Raw genomic sequence first — 23,113 nt, forward strand, 5'->3', positions numbered from 1 at the left:
ACCGATACGTTGCGGAAAAGACTAAAGGCTGCGGCATCTCCGTCATTTTCTCCACGCTCACCATTCTCTGCCATCCGAATTCGCAGACCTGCCAGCGCCGTGCGCGCTAACCCAAGGAACCGGTCATGATCAAGGAATTGATGACGTCCCGCCGCTTCGCGCCGCTGTTCTGGTCGCAGTTCTGCTCGGCGTTGAACGACAACGTGCTGAAGAACGCGCTCGTCATCATGCTGCTGTACGGTGTCGCCAATGAGCAGGGGCCGGCGCTGGTCCAGCTCGCGGGGGCGGTGTTCATCGCTCCGTTCTTCGTGCTCTCGGCGCTCGGCGGCGAGCTCGCCGACCGCTACATCAAATCCGTCGTCGCCCGCCGGTTGAAGTTCTTCGAGATCTTCGCCGCGGCTTTTGCCGCCGCCGGCTTCTTCACCCATTCGATCCCGCTGCTGTTCATCGCACTGGCGCTGTTCGGCATCGTCGCCGCGCTGTTCGGTCCGGTGAAATATGCCGTTCTGCCCGACCAGCTGTCGGTGTCCGAACTCGCGACCGGCAACGCGCTGGTCGAGGGCGCAACCTTCATGGCGATCCTGATCGGCACCATCGCGGGCGGCATATTCGTCGCCGGCGCCAGCCATATGGGCTGGATCTGCGCCGCCGTGGTCGGCCTGTCGGTGCTGTCCTGGGGCTTTGCGTCACGGATCCCGGTGACACAGCCGTCCGCGCCCGATCTGCCGATCACCAAAAATCCCTGGACTTCGACCGTGCGCCTGTTGAAGTCGCTCTATGCCGAGCCGCGGCTGTGGGACGGCATGGTGATCGTGTCCTGGTTCTGGATGGTCGGCGCGATCGTGCTGTCGCTGCTGCCTGCGCTGATCAAGGAAGGGGTCGGCGGTACCGAGGGCGTGGTCACGCTGTGCCTCGCCGTGTTCGCGATCGGCATCGCCGCCGGCTCGCTGTTCGCGGCGCAGCTGAGCCACGTTCGCCCGAACCTCGCGCTGGTGCCGATCGGCGCCATCGTGATGGGCGTGGTCGGCCTCGACCTCGCCTGGGCGATCGCCACCACCTCGCTCGGCAAGGACATCACCGCGGCCGCGTTTGCGACCTCGTTCGGTGGCTTCCGTATGCTGGTCGACTTCTTCCTGTTCGCGTTCGGTGGCGGCCTGTTCGTGGTGCCGTCGTTTGCCGCCGTGCAGGCCTGGACTGCGCCGTCCGAGCGCGCCCGCATCATCGCCGCCGGCAATATCCTGCAGGCCGGCTTCATGGTCGCTGGTGCGGTGTTCGTCGGCGCGCTGCAGGCTGTCGGCCTGCCGATCGCCTGGATCTTCTTCGGCCTCGCCGTAGCGAGCTTTGGCACCGTCTGGTTCGTGCTGAGCAAGTGGGGCAAGGAGGGCGTGCGCGACTTCGGCGCGCTGCTGTTCCGGGCGCTGTTCCGCGTCGAGGTGCGTGGCATGGAGAACCTGCCGCCATCGGGCACGCGGATGCTGATCGCGCCTAACCATGTCAGCCTGGTCGATGGCCCGCTGCTGCACGCCACTTTGCCGATCGATGCGAGCTTCGCGGTCGACACCGGCATCTCGAAGGCGTGGTGGGCCAAGCCGTTCCTGAAGATGATCAAGCATTACACAATGGATCCGTCGAAGCCGCTGGCCGCGCGCGACCTGATCAAGTTGGTCGCCGCCGGCGAGCCCGTCGTGATCTTCCCGGAAGGGCGCATCACGGTCTCGGGTTCGCTGATGAAGGTCTATGACGGCACCGCGATGATCGCCGACAAGGCCGATGCGGTCGTCGTCCCTGTCCGCATCGAGGGCGCGCAGCGTTCGCATCTCAGCTATCTCAAGAATGGCGAGATCAAGCGTTCCTGGTTCCCCAAGGTGACGATCTCGATCCTGCCGCCGGTGAAGCTGCCGGTCGATCAGTCGCTGCGGGGCAAGGCGCGCCGCAATGCCGCCGGCGCCGCGCTGCAGGACGTCATGATCAACGCCATGGTCCAGAACGCGATGCTCGATCATACGCTGTTCGAGGGCCTCGGCCACGCCTATCGCGACCGCGACACCGGCAAGCCGATCATCGAGGATGCGCTCGGTGCCAAGCTGACCTATCGCAAGCTGATCCTCGGCGCCCAGGTGTTGAGCCGCAAGCTCGAGCAGGGCACGTCGGTCGGCGAGAATGTCGGCGTGCTGCTGCCGAACTCGGCCGGCGTCGCCGTCGTGTTCATGGCGCTGCAGACCATCGGCCGCGTCCCGGCGATGCTCAACTTCTCGGCCGGTCCGGTCAACGTGCTGGCGGCGATGAAGGCGGCGCAGGTGAAGACCGTGCTGACCTCGCAGGCCTTCATCGAGAAGGGCAAGCTCGACAAGCTGATCGCGGCGCTCGCCGGCCAGGCGCGCGTCGTCTATCTCGAGGATGTCAGGGCCGGCATCGGTCTCACCGACAAGATCGCAGGCTTCCGCGCCGGCATCGCGCCGCGCGTCGCCCGCAAGGCCAACGATCCCGCGGTCATCCTGTTCACCTCGGGCTCGGAAGGCACGCCGAAGGGCGTCGTGCTGTCCCATCGCAACATCCTCGCCAACGCGGCGCAGGCGCTGGCGCGGGTCGATGCCAATGCCAACGACAGGGTGTTCAACGTGCTGCCGGTGTTCCACTCGTTCGGTTTGACCGGCGGCATGATGATGCCGATCCTCGGCGGCATCCCGATCTTCATGTATCCGTCGCCGCTGCATTACCGGATCGTGCCCGAGCTGATCTACCAGACCGGCGCGACCATCCTGTTCGGCACCGACACCTTCCTCACCGGCTACGCCCGCTCGGCGCATGCCTATGATTTCCGCACCTTGCGGCTGGTGATTGCCGGCGCGGAAGCGGTGAAGGAGCGCACGCGGCAGATCTACATGGAGCGCTACGGCATCCGCATCCTCGAAGGCTATGGCGTCACCGAGACCGCGCCGGTGCTGGCGATGAACACGCCGATGGCCAACCGCCAGGGCACAGTCGGCCGTATCTCGCCGCTGATGCAGTACCGTCTCGATCCGGTCCCCGGCGTCGAGGAAGGTGGCCGGCTGTCGGTGAAGGGCCCCAACGTGATGCTCGGCTATCTCCGCGCCGAGAATCCCGGCGTACTGGAGCCGCTGCCTGAAGGCTGGCACGACACCGGCGACATCGTCACGGTCGACGCGCAGGGCTTCATCGCGATCAAGGGCCGTGCCAAGCGCTTTGCCAAGATCGCCGGCGAGATGGTTTCGCTGTCGGCGGTGGAGGCGATCGCGGCTGCGATCTGGCCGCAGGCGATGTCGGTTGCGGTCACGCTGCCCGATCAGCGCAAGGGTGAACGCATCGTGCTGCTCACCACGCAGAAGGACGCCGACCGCGTCGCGATGCAGCGCCAGGCCAAGAGCGTCGGCGCCTCCGAGCTCGCGGTGCCGGCCGATATCCGCGTCGTCGACAAGGTGCCGCTGCTCGGCACCGGCAAGACCGACTATGTCGGCGCCACTGCATTGGCCAAGGAACTCGCTGCAGCCACGCCGGCGCCGGCGCCTGCGCCTGCGCCGCAGGCCGAGCCCGCCGGCGATGAGGGCGAGGCCGAGCCGGCGCAGCTCGCGCAACACGTTGCATGAGTCCTGGCATGATGGTTGTGCTTTTCGGGAGCATGTTGTCAGATAGACGGCAACTGCTCCCGAGAAAGCACGATCATGCTCGACAAACTGAACCCGGCTACCGAGGACGCGCCTGAACTTGCCGCCGAGCAATGGATCGGCGCGCTGGATGCGGCGTTCGCGAGCCGCTCCACGGAGGCTCTCGCCGCGCTGTTTGCGCCCGAGAGCCACTGGCGCAATATCTTCGGCATCTCCTGGCAGTTTGCGACCTTCAGCGGGCGGCAGCGCGTCGTTGCCGAACTGCTTGCGCGCGCTGAAGCGGTCGGCGCGAGCGGATTTCGTCTCGATGACCGTGCCTTGATACCGCGGCGCGCCGTGGTGGCCGGACGCGAGGCGATCGAGGCTGTCTTCACCTTCGACACGTCGAATGGTCCCGGCACCGGCGCGGTCCGCCTGCTGCATGACAGGAGCGGAAATTCCGCGGCGTGGACGTTCTCCACGATGCTCGACTTCAACCGCATCTGCGAGGCGCGCGCCGACGGCGCCGCCGAGCAATCCCACGCGCGCGATTTCGCCGCACCCGACTGGCTGGAGCAGCGGCAGGCCTCGCGCGCCTATGCCGACCGCGAGCCTGACGTGCTGATCGTCGGCGGCGGCCATGCCGGCATCGCGGCCGCGGTCGAGTGCAAGCGGATCGGGCTCGATGCCCTGATCGTCGATCGGGAGCGGCGCATCGGCGACAATTGGCGGCTGCGCTATCGCGGTCTCAAGCTGCACAACAAGACGCCGGTCAATCTGTTCCGCTACCTGCCGTTCCCGCCGAGCTTTCCGGACTACATCCCGAAGGACAAGATCGCGAACTGGCTGGAAAGCTATGTCGACATCATGGAGCTCGATTTCTGGACCGAGACCTCGTTCGAGGGCGCGCGCTATGACGATGCAACGCAGCGCTGGACGGTGACGCTGCAAGGGACCAGCGGCCCGCGCATGCTGCATCCGAAGCACATCGTGCTCGCGACCAGCGTCAGCGGCACGCCGAACATTCCCCGGATCGACGGCATCGAGAATTTCGAGGGGAAGGTGCTGCACTCCAGCGCGTTCGCGGCCGGGCGCGAATGGGCCGGGCGCTCGGTCGTCGTGTTCGGCACCGGCACCAGCGCGCATGACATCTGCCAGGAGCTGCACGCTGCCGGCGCCGACGTCACCATGGTGCAGCGCAGCCCGACCATGGTGGTCAATGTCGAGCCGGCGCAGCTCTACGACAAGACCTATCTCGGCGACGGCCCGCCGATCGAGGTGCGAGATATCCTCAATTCCGGCGTGCCGCTCGCCGTGATGAAGATCGCGCACCGGATCATCACCGACGAGGTGAAGCGGCTCGATGCGCCCTTGCTGTCGCGGCTGGAGCGCGCCGGCTTTCGGCTCGAATTCGGCGAGGACGGCACCGGCTGGCCGCTGAAATTCCGCTCCCGCGGTGGCGGCTACTACTTCAATGTCGGCTGCTCCGAGCTCATCGCCGACGGCAAGATCCGCCTGATCCAGGCCGCCGACATCGCTGATATCACCGCCACCGGCCTTGCGCTGAACGACGGCACGTCGCTCGGCGCCGAGCTGTTCGTGCTCGCCACCGGCTACAAGGGCCCCGACCATCTGGTCGGCAGATTGTTCGGCGAGGATGTCGCCAAGCGCGTCGGCCGCGTCTGGGGCTTTGACGATGCGACCCAGGAGCTGCGCAACATGTGGACGCGGACGCCGCAGCCCGGCCTCTGGTTCGCCGGCGGCGCGTTCTCGCAGGCCCGCATCTACAGCCGCTTCATCGCGCTGCAGATCGCAGCGATCGAGGCCGGCACAGTTTCCAAGCAACTCACCTGAACTCCACGCACTCACACCGAAGGACTCCCATGCCGCTTCCGCTCGACCCCGTCATTGAGAAGATCATCCCGCTGCTGCCGCTGTGCGATCCCGACACCATGACGCCGCAGAGCTGTCGCGACTCGTTGCGGGCGCTGGCGGAGGCGCGCAAGGCGGTGCCGCCGCCGCCGGTCGACGTGGCGCGCGATATCGAGGTGCAGGGTGCGGCCGGTAAGCTCGGCGCGCGGCTCTATCGCAACGGCCGCGGCACGGCGCCGACCGTGATCTTCTTCCACGGCGGCGGCTGGGTCGCCGGCGATCTCGAGACCCATGATCGCCAGGCCCGCAACCTCGTGATCGACACCGGCGCGGTGGTGATCTCGGTCGATTACCGCCAGCCGCCGGAGACGCGCTTTCCCGGCGCCTTCGAGGATGCGTTCGCCGCGATCCGCGATGTGGTCACGCGGATCGGTGAATTCGGCGGCGATCTCGCCCGCATCGGCGTCGCCGGCGATTCCGCGGGCGGCAATCTCGCCGCCACCACCGCGCTGGCCTGCCGCGACGCCAGCATCAGGCTCGCCGGGCAGCTGCTGGTCTATCCCGTCACCGACGTGGCCGGCAATTTCGCCGATGCCGCCGAGAACGCCAAGTTTCCGTCACGCGCCGAGAATGCGGACGGCTACTTCCTGACGCGGGCGACGATGCAGTGGTTCTGCGGGCACTATCTCGCCGACAGGGCTGAGGGCACCGACTGGCGCGTCTCGCCGCTGCGTGCGAAGAGCCTCAAAGGTGTGGCGCCGGCGGTGGTCACCACAGCCTGGTTCGACCCGCTGCGCGACGAGGGCCATGCCTATGCCAAGGCGTTGCAGGCGGCGGGCGTGCCGGTCGCGTATCATTCCGGCGAGGGGTTGATTCACGGCTACTTTGGTCTCGGCGATGCCTCGGACGCGGCACGCGCCGAGGCGCAGCGTGCGCGGGCGGATTTCAAGGTGTTGCTGGAGCGGGGCGCGTAGCCTCCTCGTTGCACCGGCCGTTGTTGGCAGAGGGACTCTAACCTCCGCGTCGTCCCGGCCTGCGCCGGGACGACGATGTGGGTAGTTCTGCTTTCAACAACTCCCCTCAATCATTCCCGATCGTGTCGCCGAACAGCTGCCAGGTCTCGCCGTTGAACCTCTGCAGCCGCATTGCTTCGACCGGGAAGTAGTCGGTCGGCGAGGTCTTCACCTTGATGCCGGGCAGGAACATCGGCAGCGCGATGTCGAGATTGGCCGCCTGCTTCATGATGTTCTCATGGGTGAGGTCGTCGCCGCACTGCTTCAACACCTGCACCGTCGCCTCCGCCACCACATAGCCGTAGACGATCAGCTGGTCCTGCAGATTGCCGTCCGGAAAATATGTCTTCATGAAGTCCTGCCACGCGATTACGTCCTTATCGTCCTTCCATTGCGGATCGTTCGGATCCTTCAGCGAGTAGGACGAGATGATGTCCCTGGAATATTCGAAGCCGGCGGGCTTCAGCACCGAGGACACCGAGGTCGAGGTCGCGGCGAGGAAGAACAAATCCGGCTTCCAGCCGATCTCGCCGATCTTCTTGATCGCCTGCGCCGCCTGCTTGGGGATCGCGTGCATGAACAGCACGTTGGCGCCGGAGGCTTTCAGCTTCACGATCTGGCTGTCGACGGTCGGGTCGGTCGATTCATAGGTCGTCTCCGCCACCACCATTCTGGCGGTGTTCTCCGGCCCCAGGCCTTTCTTGAAGCCGTTGCCGTAATCCTTGCCGGCGTCGTCGTTCTGGTAGAACAGCGCGATCTTCGCGTCCGGCTTGTTGGTCAGCACATATTTTGCGTAGACCGCGGTCTCGGCCTGGTAGGACGGCTGGAAGCCGATCGTCCACGGATAATGCGCGTAATCGCCCCACAGCGTGGCGCCGGCGCCAACGAACAGCTGCGGCACCTTCTTGTCGTTGAGATATTTGCGCACGGCAAGGCCGGTCGGCGTGCCCAGCGGATTGAGGATCGCGGCGACCTCCTCCTGCTCCACCAGCTTGCGGGTCTGCTCCACCGTCTTCGGCGGCGAGTAGCCATCGTCGAGCGTGATCAGGTTGATCTTGCGCCCGTTCACGCCGCCCTGGTCGTTGATCATCTTGAAGTAGGCGGCCTGCGTCTTCGCGATCACGCTATAGGCCGACGCCGCGCCGGAGAATGGCGAGGTCTGTCCGAGCTTGATCTCGGTGTCGCTGGCGCCAGTGCCATATTTCTTGTCGGCGGCGTGTGCCTGCGTCGCGAGCGCGAGCGCGATGGCTGCCGTGACGGCCTTCCAGATCATCGTGAGCCTCCCTGTGGCTTTTTTGTTTTGTTCGCGAGGGAGAGCTTACGTTAGGTGACGAGCGCGCGGCTTGTGGCGAGACGCCAGGGCAGGGATGCGAAAATGCGGCGGGGTAGCAATAATTACCGTCGTCCCGGCGAAGGCCGAGACCCATGACCCCGGCTGCTTATTTGGTGCGAGGCTGGGGCAACATTCCGCGCGTAACCGCAAACGTTGGTGGTTATGGGTCCCGGCTTTCGCCGGGACGACGACGATGACGAGAAAGCGCCCCTTACCGGTAGCGCACGCTGCCGGTCGTGACCGGATCGGTCGGCAGCACGGTGGCGCCGGCTCTGCTGGCGGCGGCGGAGGTGATCATGCCGGGCTCGGCCGCGGCCTGCACATTGCGAGGCGGGTTGAATTCGAGGATGACGAGGGCGGCCGTGGCGAGCACCGCCACGGCGGCGGTTGCAATCGCAGGCACCAGTCTTCCGCGCGGATCGGCTGCGCGAACTTGCATCGAGCAATTCCTTTATCGGGGTCGTTCTTTGGACGTGACATAGGAACGGCCAGGCTTCTTCCCAAGAGTGCGGCGCACCTGCCTCACAATCAGTTGTGCTGGCCGTGATGTCCCTCACGGTCTTCGAGACGATGCGGCGTACCGCGTCGAATCGCATTCGTGTCGGACGGCTTGTTTGCACACTAATATCTGGAAGAGATCGTGGCGTTTTGCATGCGCCTCATGCGCTCGTGATGATGCGCAGTGATGTTGTGATTAATGGCCACGCGAGAAGCTCGCTTTACCTTTATTTATAGGGTTTCTTTGTCGGTCGGGGCGCGTGCGTTAAGCGTTTCTTCACGCACTCTCGATGCTTCAAGCAGAAGATTCGTGTGATGTGCGCGTGATGGAAGAGATGATGCCGCTGTCATTGGCGGCAGCTGTCAGCGGACTGTCGTAGTCATTAGCGACGCCGTCATGGCGACGCGACGAAGCAATCCATCTCTCCTCACGCAGGGCAATGGATGATTTTACTTCGTTCGTCATTGCGCAAAGAAGATTCCACTTCGCCATCGCGCCTCGATCGCGGTCTCATTTCAATTCTATTGCTTCGATACCAATTCGACGAAATGCACTGACGCGTCGCTTGACGCGAGAGCCCGCGTGTCGCTTTCCGAAATTGGTCCAGCGTTCACGACATGAATGTGCGACGGATGCAACCAGCGCGACCATCTCGGTAGCCAGTTTGTTGGCCAAGCAAAAACGGCCGGGTCATCCGACCCGGCCGTTCAAAACTCTCTCCGCGAATTCCGCGTGTGTGGCTTAGCTCAGCTTGCCTTCTTCACCGGCGCGGGCTTGCCGACCTTCTTCTCGATCGCGCGCTTCAGTTCGAGGGCGCGGGGCGAGAGCACGTCGGCCTTGGCCTTGAGCAAATAGGCATCGAGGCCGCCATTGTGGTCGACGCTCTTCAGCGCATTGGTCGAGACGCGCAGGCGCACGTTGCGGCCGAGCGCTTCGGAGATGAAGGTGATGTTGGCCAGGTTCGGCAGGAAACGCCGCTTGGTCTTGATGTTCGAGTGGCTCACCTTGTGGCCCGTCTGGGGGCCCTTGGCCGTCAGTTCGCAGCGCCGGGACATCTTACAAAATCCTTATTGCATCCCCGCCGCTCGAAGGGCGTGCAATCACACGGCCCGCGCGGGGGTTTTGAATTCGCGTCCATTTTCCAGGAACCGCGGGTGTATAGGGGGAGAATACCCGAGCGTCAAGATTATATCGCCGCATGCGGGGCACCGGAATTGCCGGTTCATAAGGTCTTCCAGCCACTTAACGGCGGATATGGCAACCATATAAAGGGCGTATTCGGCTGCAAGTCTAGGTTCCATACAAGATGCGCCTTGTTGTCCGGCCGAATTGAACGCCGAGATGGACAACGGATAGAGCGCCGATAGCAGGACCGTCAGGTAGGTTAAGTGACCACCGCCATTGCCATTTTGCCCCCGCTCGGCCGGCTGCTCGGCCTGTGCGCGGGCGCATTGCTGCTGTTCTGCGCCGAGCGCGCCAGCGCGCAGGGTCGGCTCGACGCCCAGTACGAGGCGACCCTGGCCGGTATCCCGGTCGGCAAGGGCAGCTGGACCATCGAAATCGGCGACGACACCTTCTCGGCCTCGGCCCAGGGCGGCACCGCAGGCCTGCTGAAGGCGTTTTCCGGCGGCTCGGGCGCGGGCGCCTCGCAGGGCCGCGTCGTCAACGGGGCGCTGGCGGCCTCCTCCTACACCGCGACCACCACCACCTCGAAGAAGTCGGAGACGATCCGGATGGTGCTGGCGAATGGCGGCATCAAGGAATCGGCGATCGAGCCCGAGCCGCCGGTCGATGCCGACCGCCTGCCGGTGACCGACGCGCAGAAGAAGAACGTGTTCGATCCGATGACCGGCTCGTTCCTGCGCGCGCCCGGCAATGCCGAATTGATGAGCCCGGATATCTGCCGCAGCGGCGCCGGCATCTTCGACGGCCGCATGCGCTACGACCTCAAGCTCGATTTCAAGCGGGTCGAGATCGTCAAGGCCGAGCGCGGCTACCACGGCCCGGCGCTGGTCTGCGCGCTCTATTTCGTGCCGATCTCGGGCTACATCCCGGATCGCCCGGTCATCAAATACCTCGCCGCCCAGCGCAACATCGAGATCGCCTTCGTGCCGATCGCCGGCACCCGCCTTCTGGTGCCGTTCCGCATGACGATCCCGACCCCGCTCGGCCAGGCCATGCTGGAAGCGACCTCCTTCGTCACCACAGCCGCGCCGCCGCGCGTGGCGAAGACGCAGTAACCCCTGTCGTAGCCCGGATAAGCGAAGCGCCATCCGGGGACAGTCGTCCCGCATATCGCTTCGCTCATGCGGGCTACGCGGTAGCCAGACCGTCACCCTGAGGAGGCCGCGTAGCGGCCGTCTCGAAGGGCGACGCCACCGGCGGGGCCGTGCATCCTTCGAGGCTCGCTCCGCTCGCACCTCAGGATGACGGGTCCAAGCAAGAATGCTTCCCTTCGCGGCGCGCGGAATGCAACGAACGTCACCGGAATCCAGTTGACTCTTGTCCGCTTCTGATTCGACTCGGTCACCCCTGGAACTTAAGGAATTCAGTCCGCATATCCTGTGCTTGTGGAGCCCTCTCAAACTTGATCTAGTGCCGCCGCCGTCAGCCTACCCGAGATGTTGCGGTGAACGTTTCGAGCCCGGAATGGAGTCAGCGATTCGGCCGCGATTCGTTCTAGACTCGTTCCAGAGCTTAAGCCGGGCGCGGAAAGCGTCGCATTGTGAGACAGATTTTGTGAAAGGACGCGTGAAGGCGTGAAGACCGGAGCGTCAATCTCTCACCGTCACCCTGAGGAGGCCGCGCAGCGGCCGTCTCGAAGGGCGACGGCCCTGCTGTCTCATCAAGATCGCCGCAAACGGATCGATCTCGGCCGTGCATCCTTCGAGACGCGCTGACGCGCTCCTCGCAGGTACAACGGCGAATTCGCCGTTGTACCGGGGATGACGGGATCGAGTATCCAGCCAACAAATTCAAGAAACATCTGCAAAACATGGCTTTCTCAACTTCGTTCGGAAATGACCGCGTGCCCGGTGCAGGCGTCACCGCGGTGCTCGGGCCGACCAACACCGGCAAGACGCATCTCGCTATCGAGCGCATGCTGGCGCATTCGTCGGGCTTGATCGGCCTGCCGCTGCGGCTGCTCGCGCGCGAGGTCTACAACAAGATCGCGGATCGCGCCGGCGTCGACAATGTCGCGCTGGTCACCGGCGAGGAGAAGATCAAGCCGAAGGCGCCGCGCTTCTGGGTCTCGACCGTGGAAGCGATGCCGCGCGATCTCGATGTGTCCTTCCTCGCGGTCGACGAGATCCAGATCGCCGCCGATCTCGAGCGCGGCCATGTGTTCACCGATCGCATCCTCAATCGCCGCGGCCGCGACGAGACGCTGCTGCTGGGCGCGGCGACGATGCGGCCGATGATCGAGCGGCTGCTGCCGGGCGCCTCGATCATCACGCGGCCGAGGTTGTCGCAGCTTGAATTCGCCGGCGACCGCAAGATCACGCGGCAGCCGCGCAGAACAGCAATTGTCGCGTTCTCGGCGGACGAGGTCTACGCGATCGCAGAATTGATCCGCCGCCAGCATGGCGGCGCGGCCGTGGTGCTCGGCTCGCTGTCGCCACGCACGCGCAATGCGCAGGTCGCGATGTTCCAGAACGGCGACGTCGATTACCTTGTCGCCACCGATGCGGTCGGCATGGGGCTCAATCTCGACGTCGATCACGTCGCCTTTGCCTCCGACCGCAAGTATGACGGCTATCAGTTCCGCCGCCTGACGCCGGCCGAATTCGCGCAGATCGCGGGCCGCGCCGGCCGCGCGACGCGCAACGGCACCTTCGGCACCACCGGGCGCTGCGCGCCGTTCGAGCCGGAGCTCGTCAACGCGCTGCAGAACCACACCTTCGACGCCGTCAAGGTGCTGCAATGGCGCAACGCGAAGTTGGACTTCGCCTCGCTCGGCGCGTTGCAGGTGTCGCTGGCGCTGACGCCCAATCATGAGGCACTGACGCGGGCCCCGGTGGCCGAGGATCTGCGTGTGCTCGAGCATGTTGCGCGCGACGCCGAGGTGCGCGAATTGGCGCATGGGGCTAAAGCGGTCGAGCGGCTGTGGGAGGCCTGCCAGGTTCCGGACTACCGAAAGCTGTCGCCGGCCGCCCATGCCGAACTCGTGACCACGCTGTATGGCTTCCTGATGCAAAAGGGGCGTATCCCTGACGCATGGTTTGCCGCCCAGGTCGACCAGGCCAACCGGACCGATGGCGATATCGACACGCTATCGGGCCGGATCGCGCAGATCAGGACCTGGACCTTTGTTGCCAACCGGCCGGACTGGCTTTACGACCCGGACCACTGGCAGGGGATCACGCGCGAGCTCGAAAATAAATTATCCGATGCGCTGCATGAACGGCTCACGGAGCGTTTCGTTGACAGGCGGACCAGTGTATTGATGCGCCGCCTGCGGGAGAACTCAGTTTTGAATACGGAAATTGGCAAGACCGGTGAAGTGATCGTGGAAGGCCACGTGATCGGCCGGCTCGATGGTTTCACCTTCGCACCTGATGCGGCCGAGGCCGGCAGCGACGCCAAGGCGCTGCAAGCCGCCGCCCAGCAGGTGCTGGCGCGCGAGATCGATGCGCGCGCCGAGAAACTGGGCGCCGCCCCCGACGAGCAGTTCGTGCTGACCTCCGACGGCACCATCCGCTGGACCGGCGATGCGGTCGCCAAGCTGGTGGCCGCCGACGACGCGCTGCATCCGCGGCTGCGCATCATCTCCGACGAGCGGCTGACCGGCGCCTCGCGCGAAGCGGTGCAGACCCGGCTCGATCTCTGGCTCAAGACGCATATCGAAAAACTGCTCGGGCCGCTGTTCGAACTGGCCAAGGCCGAGGACCTGCAGGGCATCGCCCGCGGCATCGCCTTCCAACTGGTCGAGGCGCTCGGCGTGCTGGAGCGCAGCAAGATCGCGGCCGAGATGAAGGATCTCGACCAGCCCTCGCGCGCGGCCTTGCGCAAATACGGCGTGCGGTTCGGCGCCTACCACATCTATTTCCCGCAGCTGCTGAAGCCCGCGGCGCGCTCGCTGGCCTCGCTGCTGTGGGCCGAGAAGCAGAGCAATGTCGACATGGCTGCGTTGTCGAATGTGCAGCATCTGGCGAGTAGCGGCCGCACCTCGTTCCCGGTCGACAAGCAGCTCGCCCGCGATGCCTATCGCGTGCTCGGCTATCGCCAGTGCGGCGAGCGCGCGGTGCGCGTCGACATCCTGGAGCGGCTCGCCGACCTGATCCGCCCGGCGCTCGCCTGGCGCGAGACCTCGCCGGGCGAGAAGCCCGCCGGTGCGTTCGATGGCCGCGGCTTTGTCGTGACGCAGGCGATGACCTCGCTGACCGGCTCCGCCGGCGAGGATTTTGCCTCGATCCTGCGCGCGCTCGGCTACCGCATGGACCGCCGTCCGCCGCTGCCGCCGAAGCTCGTTGAGGCCACACCGGCAGAGATTAGCGAGGCCGTCGCCGAGACCACCGAGGCCGTGGCCGGGACCACCGAGACGGTCGCCGCCGAGACGCCGCCGGTCGAGGCGACGTCCGACGCCGCCGTGGATGCGCCGGTCGGGGCCACTGCCGGTGCCACTGCCGAAGTTGTGGCCGATGCGCCGGAGGCTGCCACGGATCAGCCGGTGTCCGGCGATCCCGCACCGTCGGCCGCGCTGCTGCCCGATGTCGGCTTTGCCGAGGTGGTGCCCAGCGAAGTGACGCCGGTCGTCGTCGAGACCAAGCCCGAGCCGGAGGCAGAAGTTGCCGCGGCGCCCGCCGCTGTCGCCGAAGAGCCCGCTGCCGAGGCGCCCGCCGCGGAAGCGGCATCCGAGCCCGCGCCTGCCGCGGAAGCCACTGCCGAGACGCCGTCCGAGACCGCCACTGAGGCGGCCGCGGAGACCGCGGGTGCCGAGGCAGCACCGGCTGAAGCAGCTTCCGCCACCGCGGAGACGCCGGCCGAGCCGCAGCTGGTCGAAGTCTGGCGTCCCGGTGGCCGTTCCGACGAGCGCCGCCCGCATCATCGCGGCCATGATCGCAACCGCGGCCGTCATCAGGGCAAGCCCGCCGAGGGCGCGCAGGCTGCTGAAGGCGGCGGTGAGGGCGACAGCAAGCGCGAGCATCATCGCCGTCCGCGCCGTCACCAGGATTTCCGCACGCCGCGCCCGGGTGCGCCCGCGGATCCGGCTGCGACGCCCGCCGAGGGCGCGCAGGCGCGCGACAACAGGGACGACAAGGGCCAGCGCCGCGAGCGCTTCGAAGGCAAAGGTCGCGATCGCGACAATGAGCGTCGCCGCGACAACAAGTTCGGCGGCGATCGCAAGGGCGAGCGCGGCGATCGTGACCGCGGCGGCCGCGATTTCGGCAAGGGCGGCCGCGACAAGCGCGAGGGCGGCCCGTCGCATCGCCCTTACGCCTCGAGCGCGCCGCGCGAGCGCGACCGGCCGATCGATCCGAATTCGCCATTCGCCAAGCTCGCTGCCCTGAAAGAGCAGCTCGCCGGCCGGAAGGAATAGTCCACCCTTGGTTTAACGCTTGGTCTAGTTTGGATCGACAGCGCCTCGACAAATGGCTGTGGCACGCGCGCCTGGTGAAGGCCCGCACCAGCGCGGCTGAACTCGTCGCGTCAGGTCATGTCCGCGTCAACGGCACGCGCGAGAAATCGCCGGGCCATGCGGTGAAGGCGGGTGATGTCGTCACCGTCGCGCTCGACAACAGCGTCCGCGTGCTGAAGGTAACAGGCTTTGCCGAGCGGCGCGGCGATGCCAGTTCGGCGCGTGTGCTGTACGAGGATTTGCAGGCCGGCAATTTGCAGGCCGGTAAGGAGTAGTTATCTAGCGCTTGCTATCTCAATTTGGGGTGGCAGGAGCGTGAGAATACTGGCGTTTTTCGAGGGCCGCTTCCCTTGCGGCCCCGGTATTCCTGCGCTACGCAACCCCAGAAAATCGATCGTTCCGGAGTTTTGGATGACCTACGTCGTCACTGAAGCCTGCATCAAGTGCAAATATACCGACTGCGTCGAGGTCTGCCCCGTCGATTGCTTCTACGAGGGCGAGAACATGCTGGTCATCCATCCCGACGAATGCATCGATTGCGGCGTGTGTGAGCCGGAATGCCCGGCGGACGCCATCAAGCCGGACACCGAGCCGGGGCTGGAGAAGTGGCTCGAGGTCAACCGCGACTACGCCAAGAGCTGGCCGAACATCACCCAGAAGAAGGACTCGCCCGAGGACGCCAAGGAGTGGGAAGGCAAGGAAGGCAAGTTCGAGAAGTATTTTTCTCCGAATCCGGGCAGCGGCGACTGATTCGCCAGGGATTACCACGGTAAGGGTGGGCTTCAGTCCGCCGCGGCCCTCCGTTCGGCCGCCGATTTAACCCTAATGACGGACATATGACCTGAACGGCCCCTGTTATGCCCGGAATCGGGCGTAAACCATTGATTTTTGCGGAAAATGTGCTATATCTGACACATTACAGGCCAAGAACCCCCTGCCATGCGTACCTTGTGGCTTCGAGGTTCCCGCAAACTCGAACAGGGGCGTGGCAGTTTCCGCGCGCAGGCTGTGTCACAGAAAACGCGTAAAAAGAGTGCTTCAAAGACGACGAAAAAAGCCGCTGTCGTTGCTCGCAGCGCAACCAAGGGCCGTGCCAAGGCGTCCGTGAAGGGGGCCAAGAAGGCGGCGGCTGCAAAGTCCTCAAAGAACAAAAGAAGCGTGATGCCAGAAAAGACTGCCAAGACTGCCGCGAAAGCGGCAGCTGCGAAGCCCGCTGCTCCCAAGGTCGCCCCCAAGCCTGCCGCGACCAAGACGGCTGCTGCGCCGAAGCCGGCCGCCCCGAAGACTGCCGTCCCCGCCGCTGCTCCGAAGGCCGCCGCCAAGCCGGCCGCCGCGCCGCGCCCGGAAGAGAAGAAGGTCGTGACCCAGCGCCAGGGCTTCAAGGCCAACGAATTCGTGGTCTATCCCGCTCACGGCGTCGGCCAGATCCTGGCGATCGAGGAGCAGGAGATCGCGGGCGCCAAGCTCGAACTGTTCGTGATCAATTTCATGAAAGACAAGATGACGCTGCGCGTCCCGACGGCGAAGGTCGCCAATGTCGGCATGCGCAAGCTGTCGGAGCCGGCGCTGGTCAAGAAGGCGCTGGAGACGCTGAAGGGCCGCGCCCGCGTCAAGCGCACCATGTGGTCGCGCCGCGCCCAGGAATATGAAGCGAAGATCAACTCGGGCGACATCGTCGCGATCGCCGAGGTGGTCCGCGATCTCTATCGTTCGGAATCGCAGCCCGAGCAGTCCTACTCTGAACGCCAGCTCTATGAAGCGGCGCTCGACCGTCTGTCGCGCGAGATCGCGGTCGTGCAGCACTCGACCGAGACCGAGGCGATCAAGGAGATCGAAGGCCAGCTCGCCAAGAGCCCGCGCCGCGGCGCCAAGGCCGAGTCCGCTGAAGGCGACGCCGAGGGCGATGCCGACGGTGAGGATCTCGACAACGATGGCGACGACACTGCCGTCGAGGACGAAGCCGCCTGAAAGGGTTCGACGGATTGAAAACAAAAGCCCGGTCGCAAGACCGGGCTTTTTGTTTCGGCGCCGAGCGGGCGGCTTCTGCTGCCGACGCGATGCAGCGGATCGCCGCCGCGATCATGGTCGCGTCGTCGGCATCATCCGCGCTGGGCTGGAAGAGGTTGTCGGCACTGCTCATGCCGCCGCTATACATCGGCGGCGAGGCGAACGGCAACGGCGCGCCGGATCCGTAGCCCGTAGCCCGGATGGAGCGCAGCGAAATCAGGGGTCGCTGCAACCGCGGATGAAGCCGTCCCGGATTGCGCTGCGCTCCATCCGGGCTACGGGTGCCAGCGGGGCCCGCGTTACTTCACCCGCTGCTTCTCAAGCTTGCGCGCCAGGGTGCGGCGGTGCATGCCGAGGCGGCGGGCGGCTTCCGAGATGTTGAAGTCGGTCTCGATCAGGGTCTGGTGGATGCGCTCCCATTCCAGCGTCTTGATCGAGGTCGGCCGCGCGCCGAGCTCGATGGCGGCGTTGCCGGCGGCCTTCTGGAACGCAGCCTCGATGTCGTCGGTGTTCGACGGCTTGGCCAGATAGTGGCAGGCGCCGAGCTTGATCGCCTCGACCGCGGTCGCGATGCTGGCGAACCCGGTCAGCACGACGATCAGCATCTCGGGGTCATGCGCGTGCAGCGCTTCGACGCAGGCAAGGCCCGATGCACCGCCGGCGAGCTTCAGGTCGACCACCGCATAGCCGGGCGACTGCTGCTCCAGCAGCTGGCGGACCTCGTCGAGCGAGGCCGACACCGCCACATCATAGCCGCGGCGCTCGAACGAGCGCTTCAGTGTGCGGGCGAAACCCGTATCGTCCTCGACGATCAGGAGCTGGCGTTCATCCGTCAAGATGGTCTCCGATCGCGAGCGTCGAGAGCGGCAGCTCGAGCCTGACCGCGGCGCCGATGTCCGGCCGGTTGCGCGCCGCCACCACGCCGCCCAGCTTGCGCACGACGTTGACCACCAGGAACAGGCCGAGGCCGCTGCCGGGGCTGCCCTTGGTCGATTGATACGGCTTGCCGATATGCGCCAGCATCTCGCGCGAGAAGCCCGGGCCGCGATCGGTCACCGACAGCACCAGCCGGTCGGCATTGCGCTCGGCGGTCAGCTCGATCCAGTCGCGCGAGACCTCGGCGGCGTTGTCGAGCACGTTGAAGATCGCCTGTTTGAGCGCGATGTCGGATACGATCGCAAGATCAGAGCCGAAGGCGTTGCGGAAATACAGCGTGGCCGACGGCCGCGTCGTCCGCCATTCTTCCACCAGCGCGGTCAGGAACGCCGCGACCGTGGTCGGCGAGGAGCCTTCGCCGCGGGCTTCGCCCGCCGACAGCAGGATGCCCGTGACGATCGACTTGCAGCGCTGCACCGAGATCTCCATCTCGCCGAGGTCTTGCGACATTTCAGGGTCGGAGGCGAGCGCGGGCATCCGGCGCCAGTCGCCCAGGATGACCGAGAGCGAGGCGAGCGGCGTGCCGAGCTCATGCGCGGCGCCGGAGGCCAGGAGGCCGATCCGGACGATGTGATCCTGCTCGGCGGCGTGCTGGCGCAGCGCCGCGAGGCGCAGGTCGCGATCGCGCAGATTGCGGTTGATCCGGGTCATGAACACCACGAGCAGCACGGCGTCGAGCACGAGGCCGATGAAGGTGCCGGCGATATAGAGGTTGAAGGCATCGGCGAAGCCATGCAGCGGCAGCTCCAGCGGCCGGTAATAGCTGGTCAGCCAGGCGAAGTTCATGCACACCAGCGCCACCAGCGACCAGGTCGAGGGCGCATCGAGCAGCACCGCGCCAAGTGTCACCTGCAGCAGATAGAGCGAGGTGAAGGGGTTGGTGGCGCCGCCGCTGAGATAGAGCAGTGCGGTCAGCGCCGCCACGTCGAGCGCCAGCGCGACCAGCAGCTCGCGGTTGTTGATGTCGGCGCGGTAGCGCAGCCACAGCAGGCTGACGACATTGAGTGCCACCAGCCCGGAGATCACGGCCGCCAAGGGCAGCAGCGGCAGTGCGACGCCCATCCAGAACTGCACGAAGCCGATGGTGGCGATCTGGCCGATCACGGCGATCCAGCGCAGCTGGACCAAGAGGGCCATGTTCTTGCGATTGGTCGCGATGTCGGCGGGCGCTGCGAGATCGAACGGCATGCCGGCGGCCGCGCCCGCCGCGGACGGCATCACCGCCGTGCCGGTCGCGGCCTTGTCGTCATGCAGATCCGATGTGCGCTCGAGCATCTGGGCCTGTGTCGCGAGACAGATTGCGGGCTGCGCCGATCAGGCGGCGCACGGCGGCGCGTCGTGAGTCCCACCTTGGATCGGAGGCGCCGGCGCGGCTCCTTCCGCTGATGACGCGCAGGAGCGCGCCCGCCAGCATAAGGGCCAGTGCGAACCATGTCAGCGCGTAAATCAGGTGGTTGTTCGGAAACCGCACGATTGTGAGCCCGCCGATTGGGTAGCCGCCCGGATTTGGCGTCGCATCGGCGTCGATGAAGAAGGGGGCCACGTGCGACAATCCGTGCACGGCGGCGATCGCGGCGACGTCGCGGGAATACCAGCGGCCGGCCGAAGCGTCGTTGCTGCGCAGGAAGCCGCCCTTCGGTTCCGACATCCGCAGCAGTCCGGTGACGCTGACAGCGCCCTGCGGCTCGCCATCGCGCCGCGTCGCGGGATCGCGCCTGTCAGGGGAAACAAAACCGCGGTTGACCAGCACGGTGGTTCCGTCGTCCGCTTGCAGCGGGGTCAGTACCCAGAAGCCGGGGCCCTCGGCCGTGACGGCCTGCACCAGCGTTTCATCGGCGTTGAGGAACGTGCCGCGTACGGTGACGCGGCGGTATTCATCGCTCGCGCCCGTGACGGACGGCCATGACGATGGGGGCGGCGGCGCGACCGGCGCCGCATGCATGCGCTGCTCGACCCGCTCGATCAGCGCCAGCTTCCAGCTCCTGCGTTCGACCTGCCAGACGCCGAGCGCGCCCAGCAGCACCACGCCCAGCATGCCGAGCGTGAGCAGCACATAGCGACGGAGAGTAAAGTTGCGGCCGCGTCGGGACTGCGCTCCCTCCCCCGCTTGCGGGGGAGGGTTGGGGTGGGGGTGTCGCCGCGAGTCGGACCGTTCGGAATGGAGACAGCCCCCACCCGCCGCGCTACGCGCGTCGACCTCCCCCGCAAGTGGGAGAGGTGAAGAGGGGCCTACGGCACCCCGCATCGTCACGGCATCTGGCTCATGTCGTGCACCGGCATCATGTTGATGTTGAGGTGGTGCATGACCCACAGCGAGCCGGTCAGCGCGATCACCACCATGACCACGGTGAAGATCATCGCCATCATGGTCCAGCCGTTCTCGGACCGCGTGTTCATGTGCAGGAAGTACACCATGTGCACGACGATCTGCACCGCGGCGAGCACCAGCACGATCAGCGCGGTGACCTGCTTGTCGGCGACGGCACCGGTCATCACCAGCCAGAACGGCACCGCGGTGAGGACGACGGAGAGACCGAAGCCGATCAGATAACTCTGCAGCGAGCCATGGGATGCCCCGCCGTGAGCGTCGTGGCCGTGCCCGCCGGCGTTGGCTTCGAGAGCGTGAGCTTCTTTTGTCATCGCAGCATTCCCAGGAGATAGACGAAGGTGAAGACGCCGATCCAGACCACGTCGAGGAAGTGCCAGAACATCGAGAGGCACATCAGACGGCGCCGGTTGGCTTCGGTGAGGCCGAAGCGCGCGGTCTGAACCATCAGCGTCACCAGCCAGACGAGGCCGAAAGTGACGTGCAGGCCGTGGGTGCCGACCAGCGTGAAGAACGACGACAGGAAGGCGCTGCGCTGGGGCGTCGCGCCCTCGTGGATCATGTGCGCGAACTCGGTGAGCTCGATGCCGAGGAAGGCGAGGCCGAACAGCCCGGTGATGGCGAGCCAGAGCTGGGTCGCCCTGATCCTCGATTTCTCCATCGTCAGCATGGCAAAGCCATAGGTGATCGAGGAGAGCAGCAGCATCGTCGTGTTGAGCGCGACCAGCTTGAGGTCGAACAGATCCTTCGGCGATGGGCCAGCGGCATAGTTGCCGCCGAGCACGCCATAGGTCGCAAACAGCATCGCGAAGATGAGGCAATCGCTCATCAGGTAGATCCAGAAGCCCAGCATGGTGCTGGCGCCTTCCGGATGATCATGCTCGTCGATGACGTGGAAGACCGGCTCGGAGTCCTGTGTGGTTATGATTGCAACGCTCATGTCCGGGCTCCCGCGGCAAGCACGCGTGTCCGCGCGTCTTCAGTCCGCACCACCTCATCCGCCGGGATGTGGAAGTCGCGGTGATAGTTGAAGGTGTGGCCGATCGCGACCGCGAGCAGCGCAACGAAGCTGACGGCGGCGAGCCACCAGATGTACCAGATCAGGCCGAACCCCATCACCGTCGCAAGTCCGGCGAGGATGATGCCGGTGCCGGTGTTGGAAGGCATGTGGATCGGCTTGAAGCCGGTCAGCGGGCGCCTGTAGCCGCGGCGCTTCATGTCCCACCAGGCGTCGTTGTCGTAGACCACGGGCGTGAACGCGAAGTTGTAGTCCGGCGGCGGCGAGGAGGTCGCCCATTCCAGCGTCCGCGCGTTCCAGGGATCGCCGGTGGTGTCCTTCAGCTGCTCGCGGCGCAGAATGCTGACCGCGAACTGCACCAGCATCGCGACGATGCCGAGCAGGATCAGGAAGGCGCCGAAGCCCGCGATGATGAACCAGATCTGCAAGGACGGATCGTCAAACACGCGGAGCCTTCGGGTCACGCCCATCAGGCCGAGCACGTAGAGCGGCATGAAGGCGAAGTAGAAGCCCGAGACCCAGAACCAGAACGACAGCTTGCCCCAGAACGGATCGAGCCTGAAGCCGAACGCTTTCGGGAACCAGTAGTTGATGCCGGCGAACAGGCCGAACAGCACGCCGCCGATGATCACGTTGTGGAAATGCGCGATCAGGAACAGGCTGTTATGCAGCACGAAATCGGCCGGCGGCACCGCCAGCAGCACGCCGGTCATGCCGCCGATCACGAAGGTCAGCATGAATGCCACCGTCCACATCATCGGCAGCTCGAAGCGGATGCGGCCGCGATACATCGTGAACAGCCAGTTGAACATCTTCGCGCCGGTCGGGATCGAGATGATCATCGTGGTGATGCCGAAGAACGAGTTCACGCTGGCGCCGGAGCCCATCGTGAAGAAGTGATGCAGCCAGACCAGGTAGGACAGGATGGTGATGACGACGGTGGCGTAGACCATCGAGGTGTAGCCGAACAATCGCTTGCCGGAGAACGTCGCGGTCACCTCGGAGAAGATGCCGAACGCCGGCAGCACCAGGATGTAGACCTCGGGGTGGCCCCAGATCCAGATCAGGTTCACGTACATCATCGGGTTGCCGCCGAAGTCGTTCGTGAAGAAGTTGGTGCCGACGTAACGGTCGAGCGACAGCAGCGCCAGCACCGCCGTCAGCACCGGGAAGGAGGCGACGATCAGGACGTTGGTGCAGAGCGAGGTCCAGGTGAACACCGGCATCTTCATCATCGTCATGCCCGGCGCGCGCAGCTTGACGATGGTGCAGATCAGGTTGATGCCCGATAGCGTCGTGCCGACGCCGGCGACCTGTAGTCCCCATATGTAATAGTCGACGCCGACATCAGGACTGTAGCCGATATTCGACAGCGGCGGGTAGGCGAGCCAGCCGGTGCGGGCGAATTCGCCGACGAACAGCGACATCATCACCAGCACGGCGCCGCCGACCGTCATCCAGAAGCTGAAATTGTTGAGGAACGGGAACGAGACGTCGCGGGCGCCGATCTGCAGCGGTACAACATAGTTCATCAGGCCGGTCACCAGCGGCATCGCCACGAAGAAGATCATGATCACGCCGTGCGCGGTGAAGATCTGGTCGTAGTGATGGGCGGGCAGATAGCCGTCGGAGCCGCCAAACGCGATCGCCTGCTGCAGCCGCATCATCAGCGCGTCCGCGAAGCCGCGCAGCAGCATCACGATGCCGAGGATCATGTACATGATGCCGATGCGCTTGTGGTCCACGGTGGTGAACCACTCGCGCCACAGATAGGTCCAGAGCCAGAAGTAGGTGACGATCGCGAACAGCGCGAGGCCGCCGATTGCCACCACCGCGAAAGTGCCGACCAGGATCGGCTCATGGATCGGCAGCGCCTCCAGATTGAGGCGGCCGAAGATCATCTTGACGAGATCGGGATTCATGCGGT

Annotated in this window: 19 protein-coding genes; 9 read left to right on the forward strand and 10 right to left on the reverse strand. The window is 65.4% G+C overall.

All coding sequences use genetic code 11. The features are described 5' to 3' along the window. Positions 1–125: 125 nt before the first annotated feature. The 3 genes from JEY66_RS02125 to JEY66_RS02135 all read left to right on the forward strand — a co-directional run bounded on the left by JEY66_RS02125 (position 126) and on the right by JEY66_RS02135 (position 6,448). Positions 126–3,605, forward strand: coding sequence for an acyl-[ACP]--phospholipid O-acyltransferase (locus JEY66_RS02125; RefSeq protein WP_018269171.1), 3,480 nt, complete (start codon positions 126–128; stop codon positions 3,603–3,605). A gap of 75 nt (positions 3,606–3,680) precedes the next feature. Further along, complete coding sequence (locus JEY66_RS02130; RefSeq protein ID WP_018269170.1) at positions 3,681–5,456, forward strand: NAD(P)-binding domain-containing protein; 1,776 nt, start codon at positions 3,681–3,683, stop codon at positions 5,454–5,456. A gap of 29 nt (positions 5,457–5,485) precedes the next feature. After that, on the forward strand, positions 5,486–6,448 hold the full coding sequence (locus JEY66_RS02135; protein WP_018269169.1) for an alpha/beta hydrolase: 963 nt from the start codon (positions 5,486–5,488) through the stop codon (positions 6,446–6,448). A gap of 106 nt (positions 6,449–6,554) precedes the next feature. Here JEY66_RS02135 and JEY66_RS02140 read toward each other — a convergent pair whose 3' ends face one another. From JEY66_RS02140 to rpmB, 4 genes are all read right to left on the reverse strand, one after another. Next, positions 6,555–7,760, reverse strand: a complete 1,206-nt coding sequence (locus tag JEY66_RS02140; RefSeq protein ID WP_018269168.1) for an ABC transporter substrate-binding protein — start codon at positions 7,758–7,760, stop codon at positions 6,555–6,557. Between the two features lie 271 nt (positions 7,761–8,031). Next, positions 8,032–8,259, reverse strand: coding sequence for a hypothetical protein (locus JEY66_RS02145; RefSeq protein WP_016843499.1), 228 nt, complete (start codon positions 8,257–8,259; stop codon positions 8,032–8,034). A gap of 354 nt (positions 8,260–8,613) precedes the next feature. Further along, entirely contained in the window at positions 8,614–8,811 is a 198-nt protein-coding gene (locus tag JEY66_RS02150; RefSeq protein WP_125459358.1) for a hypothetical protein, read from the reverse strand. Positions 8,812–9,065: 254 nt separating this feature from the next. Continuing rightward, a complete protein-coding gene (rpmB, locus tag JEY66_RS02155) occupies positions 9,066–9,374 on the reverse strand; it encodes a 50S ribosomal protein L28 (protein ID WP_016843498.1) in 309 nt (102 codons plus the stop codon). A 354-nt stretch (positions 9,375–9,728) separates the two neighbouring features. On the opposite strand from rpmB, the gene JEY66_RS02160 reads away from it, so the two are divergent. From JEY66_RS02160 to JEY66_RS02185, 6 genes are all read left to right on the forward strand, one after another. Further along, positions 9,729–10,559, forward strand: a complete 831-nt coding sequence (locus JEY66_RS02160) for a DUF3108 domain-containing protein (RefSeq protein WP_016843497.1) — start codon at positions 9,729–9,731, stop codon at positions 10,557–10,559. A gap of 755 nt (positions 10,560–11,314) precedes the next feature. Then, positions 11,315–14,860 carry a helicase-related protein gene (locus tag JEY66_RS02165; protein WP_018269167.1) on the forward strand — a complete coding sequence of 1,182 codons (3,546 nt, stop codon included), beginning with the start codon at positions 11,315–11,317 and terminating at the stop codon, positions 14,858–14,860. A 29-nt stretch (positions 14,861–14,889) separates the two neighbouring features. Beyond that, positions 14,890–15,174: an RNA-binding S4 domain-containing protein gene (locus tag JEY66_RS02170; RefSeq protein WP_016844915.1), complete on the forward strand. Its 285-nt coding sequence runs from the start codon at positions 14,890–14,892 to the stop codon at positions 15,172–15,174. A gap of 136 nt (positions 15,175–15,310) precedes the next feature. Further along, positions 15,311–15,649, forward strand: a complete 339-nt coding sequence (gene fdxA / locus JEY66_RS02175; protein WP_016844914.1) for a ferredoxin FdxA — start codon at positions 15,311–15,313, stop codon at positions 15,647–15,649. A gap of 411 nt (positions 15,650–16,060) precedes the next feature. Beyond that, a complete protein-coding gene (locus JEY66_RS02180; RefSeq protein WP_018269166.1) occupies positions 16,061–16,867 on the forward strand; it encodes a CarD family transcriptional regulator in 807 nt (268 codons plus the stop codon). A 14-nt stretch (positions 16,868–16,881) separates the two neighbouring features. Continuing rightward, positions 16,882–17,094, forward strand: a complete 213-nt coding sequence (locus JEY66_RS02185) for a hypothetical protein (protein ID WP_129964792.1) — start codon at positions 16,882–16,884, stop codon at positions 17,092–17,094. Between the two features lie 111 nt (positions 17,095–17,205). Here JEY66_RS02185 and JEY66_RS02190 read toward each other — a convergent pair whose 3' ends face one another. The 6 genes from JEY66_RS02190 to cyoB all read right to left on the reverse strand — a co-directional run bounded on the left by JEY66_RS02190 (position 17,206) and on the right by cyoB (position 23,108). Then, positions 17,206–17,742: a response regulator transcription factor gene (locus tag JEY66_RS02190; RefSeq protein ID WP_018269164.1), complete on the reverse strand. Its 537-nt coding sequence runs from the start codon at positions 17,740–17,742 to the stop codon at positions 17,206–17,208. After that, positions 17,732–19,117, reverse strand: a complete 1,386-nt coding sequence (locus JEY66_RS02195; protein WP_018269163.1) for an ATP-binding protein — start codon at positions 19,115–19,117, stop codon at positions 17,732–17,734. Before JEY66_RS02195 ends, JEY66_RS02190 begins: the two co-directional genes overlap by 11 nt. After that, entirely contained in the window at positions 19,089–19,895 is an 807-nt protein-coding gene (locus tag JEY66_RS02200) for an SURF1 family protein (protein WP_016842052.1), read from the reverse strand. The genes JEY66_RS02195 and JEY66_RS02200 overlap by 29 nt, the downstream gene beginning before the upstream one ends. Before the next feature lie 194 nt (positions 19,896–20,089). Then, positions 20,090–20,482, reverse strand: coding sequence for a cytochrome o ubiquinol oxidase subunit IV (gene cyoD, locus JEY66_RS02205; RefSeq protein ID WP_016842053.1), 393 nt, complete (start codon positions 20,480–20,482; stop codon positions 20,090–20,092). Beyond that, positions 20,479–21,108: a cytochrome o ubiquinol oxidase subunit III gene (gene cyoC, locus JEY66_RS02210; RefSeq protein WP_016842054.1), complete on the reverse strand. Its 630-nt coding sequence runs from the start codon at positions 21,106–21,108 to the stop codon at positions 20,479–20,481. The genes cyoD and cyoC overlap by 4 nt, the downstream gene beginning before the upstream one ends. Next, positions 21,105–23,108 carry a cytochrome o ubiquinol oxidase subunit I gene (gene cyoB, locus JEY66_RS02215; protein WP_018269162.1) on the reverse strand — a complete coding sequence of 668 codons (2,004 nt, stop codon included), beginning with the start codon at positions 23,106–23,108 and terminating at the stop codon, positions 21,105–21,107. The genes cyoC and cyoB overlap by 4 nt, the downstream gene beginning before the upstream one ends. Between the last annotated feature and the right edge of the window lie 5 nt (positions 23,109–23,113).

The sequence above is a fragment of the Bradyrhizobium elkanii USDA 76 genome (genome assembly GCF_023278185.1).
Lineage (GTDB): Bacteria > Pseudomonadota > Alphaproteobacteria > Rhizobiales > Xanthobacteraceae > Bradyrhizobium > Bradyrhizobium elkanii.

Bases quoted from the DNA above. Each gene is read 5' to 3' on its own strand.
- JEY66_RS02125 (WP_018269171.1), top strand. From the start codon at position 126: ATGATCAAGGAATTGATGACGTCCCGCCGCTTCGCGCCGCTGTTCTGG.
- JEY66_RS02130 (WP_018269170.1), top strand. From the start codon at position 3,681: ATGCTCGACAAACTGAACCCGGCTACCGAGGACGCGCCTGAACTTGCC.
- JEY66_RS02135 (WP_018269169.1), top strand. From the start codon at position 5,486: ATGCCGCTTCCGCTCGACCCCGTCATTGAGAAGATCATCCCGCTGCTG.
- JEY66_RS02140 (WP_018269168.1), bottom strand. From the start codon at position 7,760: ATGATCTGGAAGGCCGTCACGGCAGCCATCGCGCTCGCGCTCGCGACG.
- JEY66_RS02145 (WP_016843499.1), bottom strand. From the start codon at position 8,259: ATGCAAGTTCGCGCAGCCGATCCGCGCGGAAGACTGGTGCCTGCGATT.
- JEY66_RS02150 (WP_125459358.1), bottom strand. From the start codon at position 8,811: ATGGCGAAGTGGAATCTTCTTTGCGCAATGACGAACGAAGTAAAATCA.
- rpmB (WP_016843498.1), bottom strand. From the start codon at position 9,374: ATGTCCCGGCGCTGCGAACTGACGGCCAAGGGCCCCCAGACGGGCCAC.
- JEY66_RS02165 (WP_018269167.1), top strand. From the start codon at position 11,315: ATGGCTTTCTCAACTTCGTTCGGAAATGACCGCGTGCCCGGTGCAGGC.
- fdxA (WP_016844914.1), top strand. From the start codon at position 15,311: ATGACCTACGTCGTCACTGAAGCCTGCATCAAGTGCAAATATACCGAC.
- JEY66_RS02180 (WP_018269166.1), top strand. From the start codon at position 16,061: ATGCCAGAAAAGACTGCCAAGACTGCCGCGAAAGCGGCAGCTGCGAAG.
- JEY66_RS02195 (WP_018269163.1), bottom strand. From the start codon at position 19,117: ATGCTCGAGCGCACATCGGATCTGCATGACGACAAGGCCGCGACCGGC.
- cyoD (WP_016842053.1), bottom strand. From the start codon at position 20,482: ATGACAAAAGAAGCTCACGCTCTCGAAGCCAACGCCGGCGGGCACGGC.
- cyoC (WP_016842054.1), bottom strand. From the start codon at position 21,108: ATGAGCGTTGCAATCATAACCACACAGGACTCCGAGCCGGTCTTCCAC.
- cyoB (WP_018269162.1), bottom strand. From the start codon at position 23,108: ATGAATCCCGATCTCGTCAAGATGATCTTCGGCCGCCTCAATCTGGAG.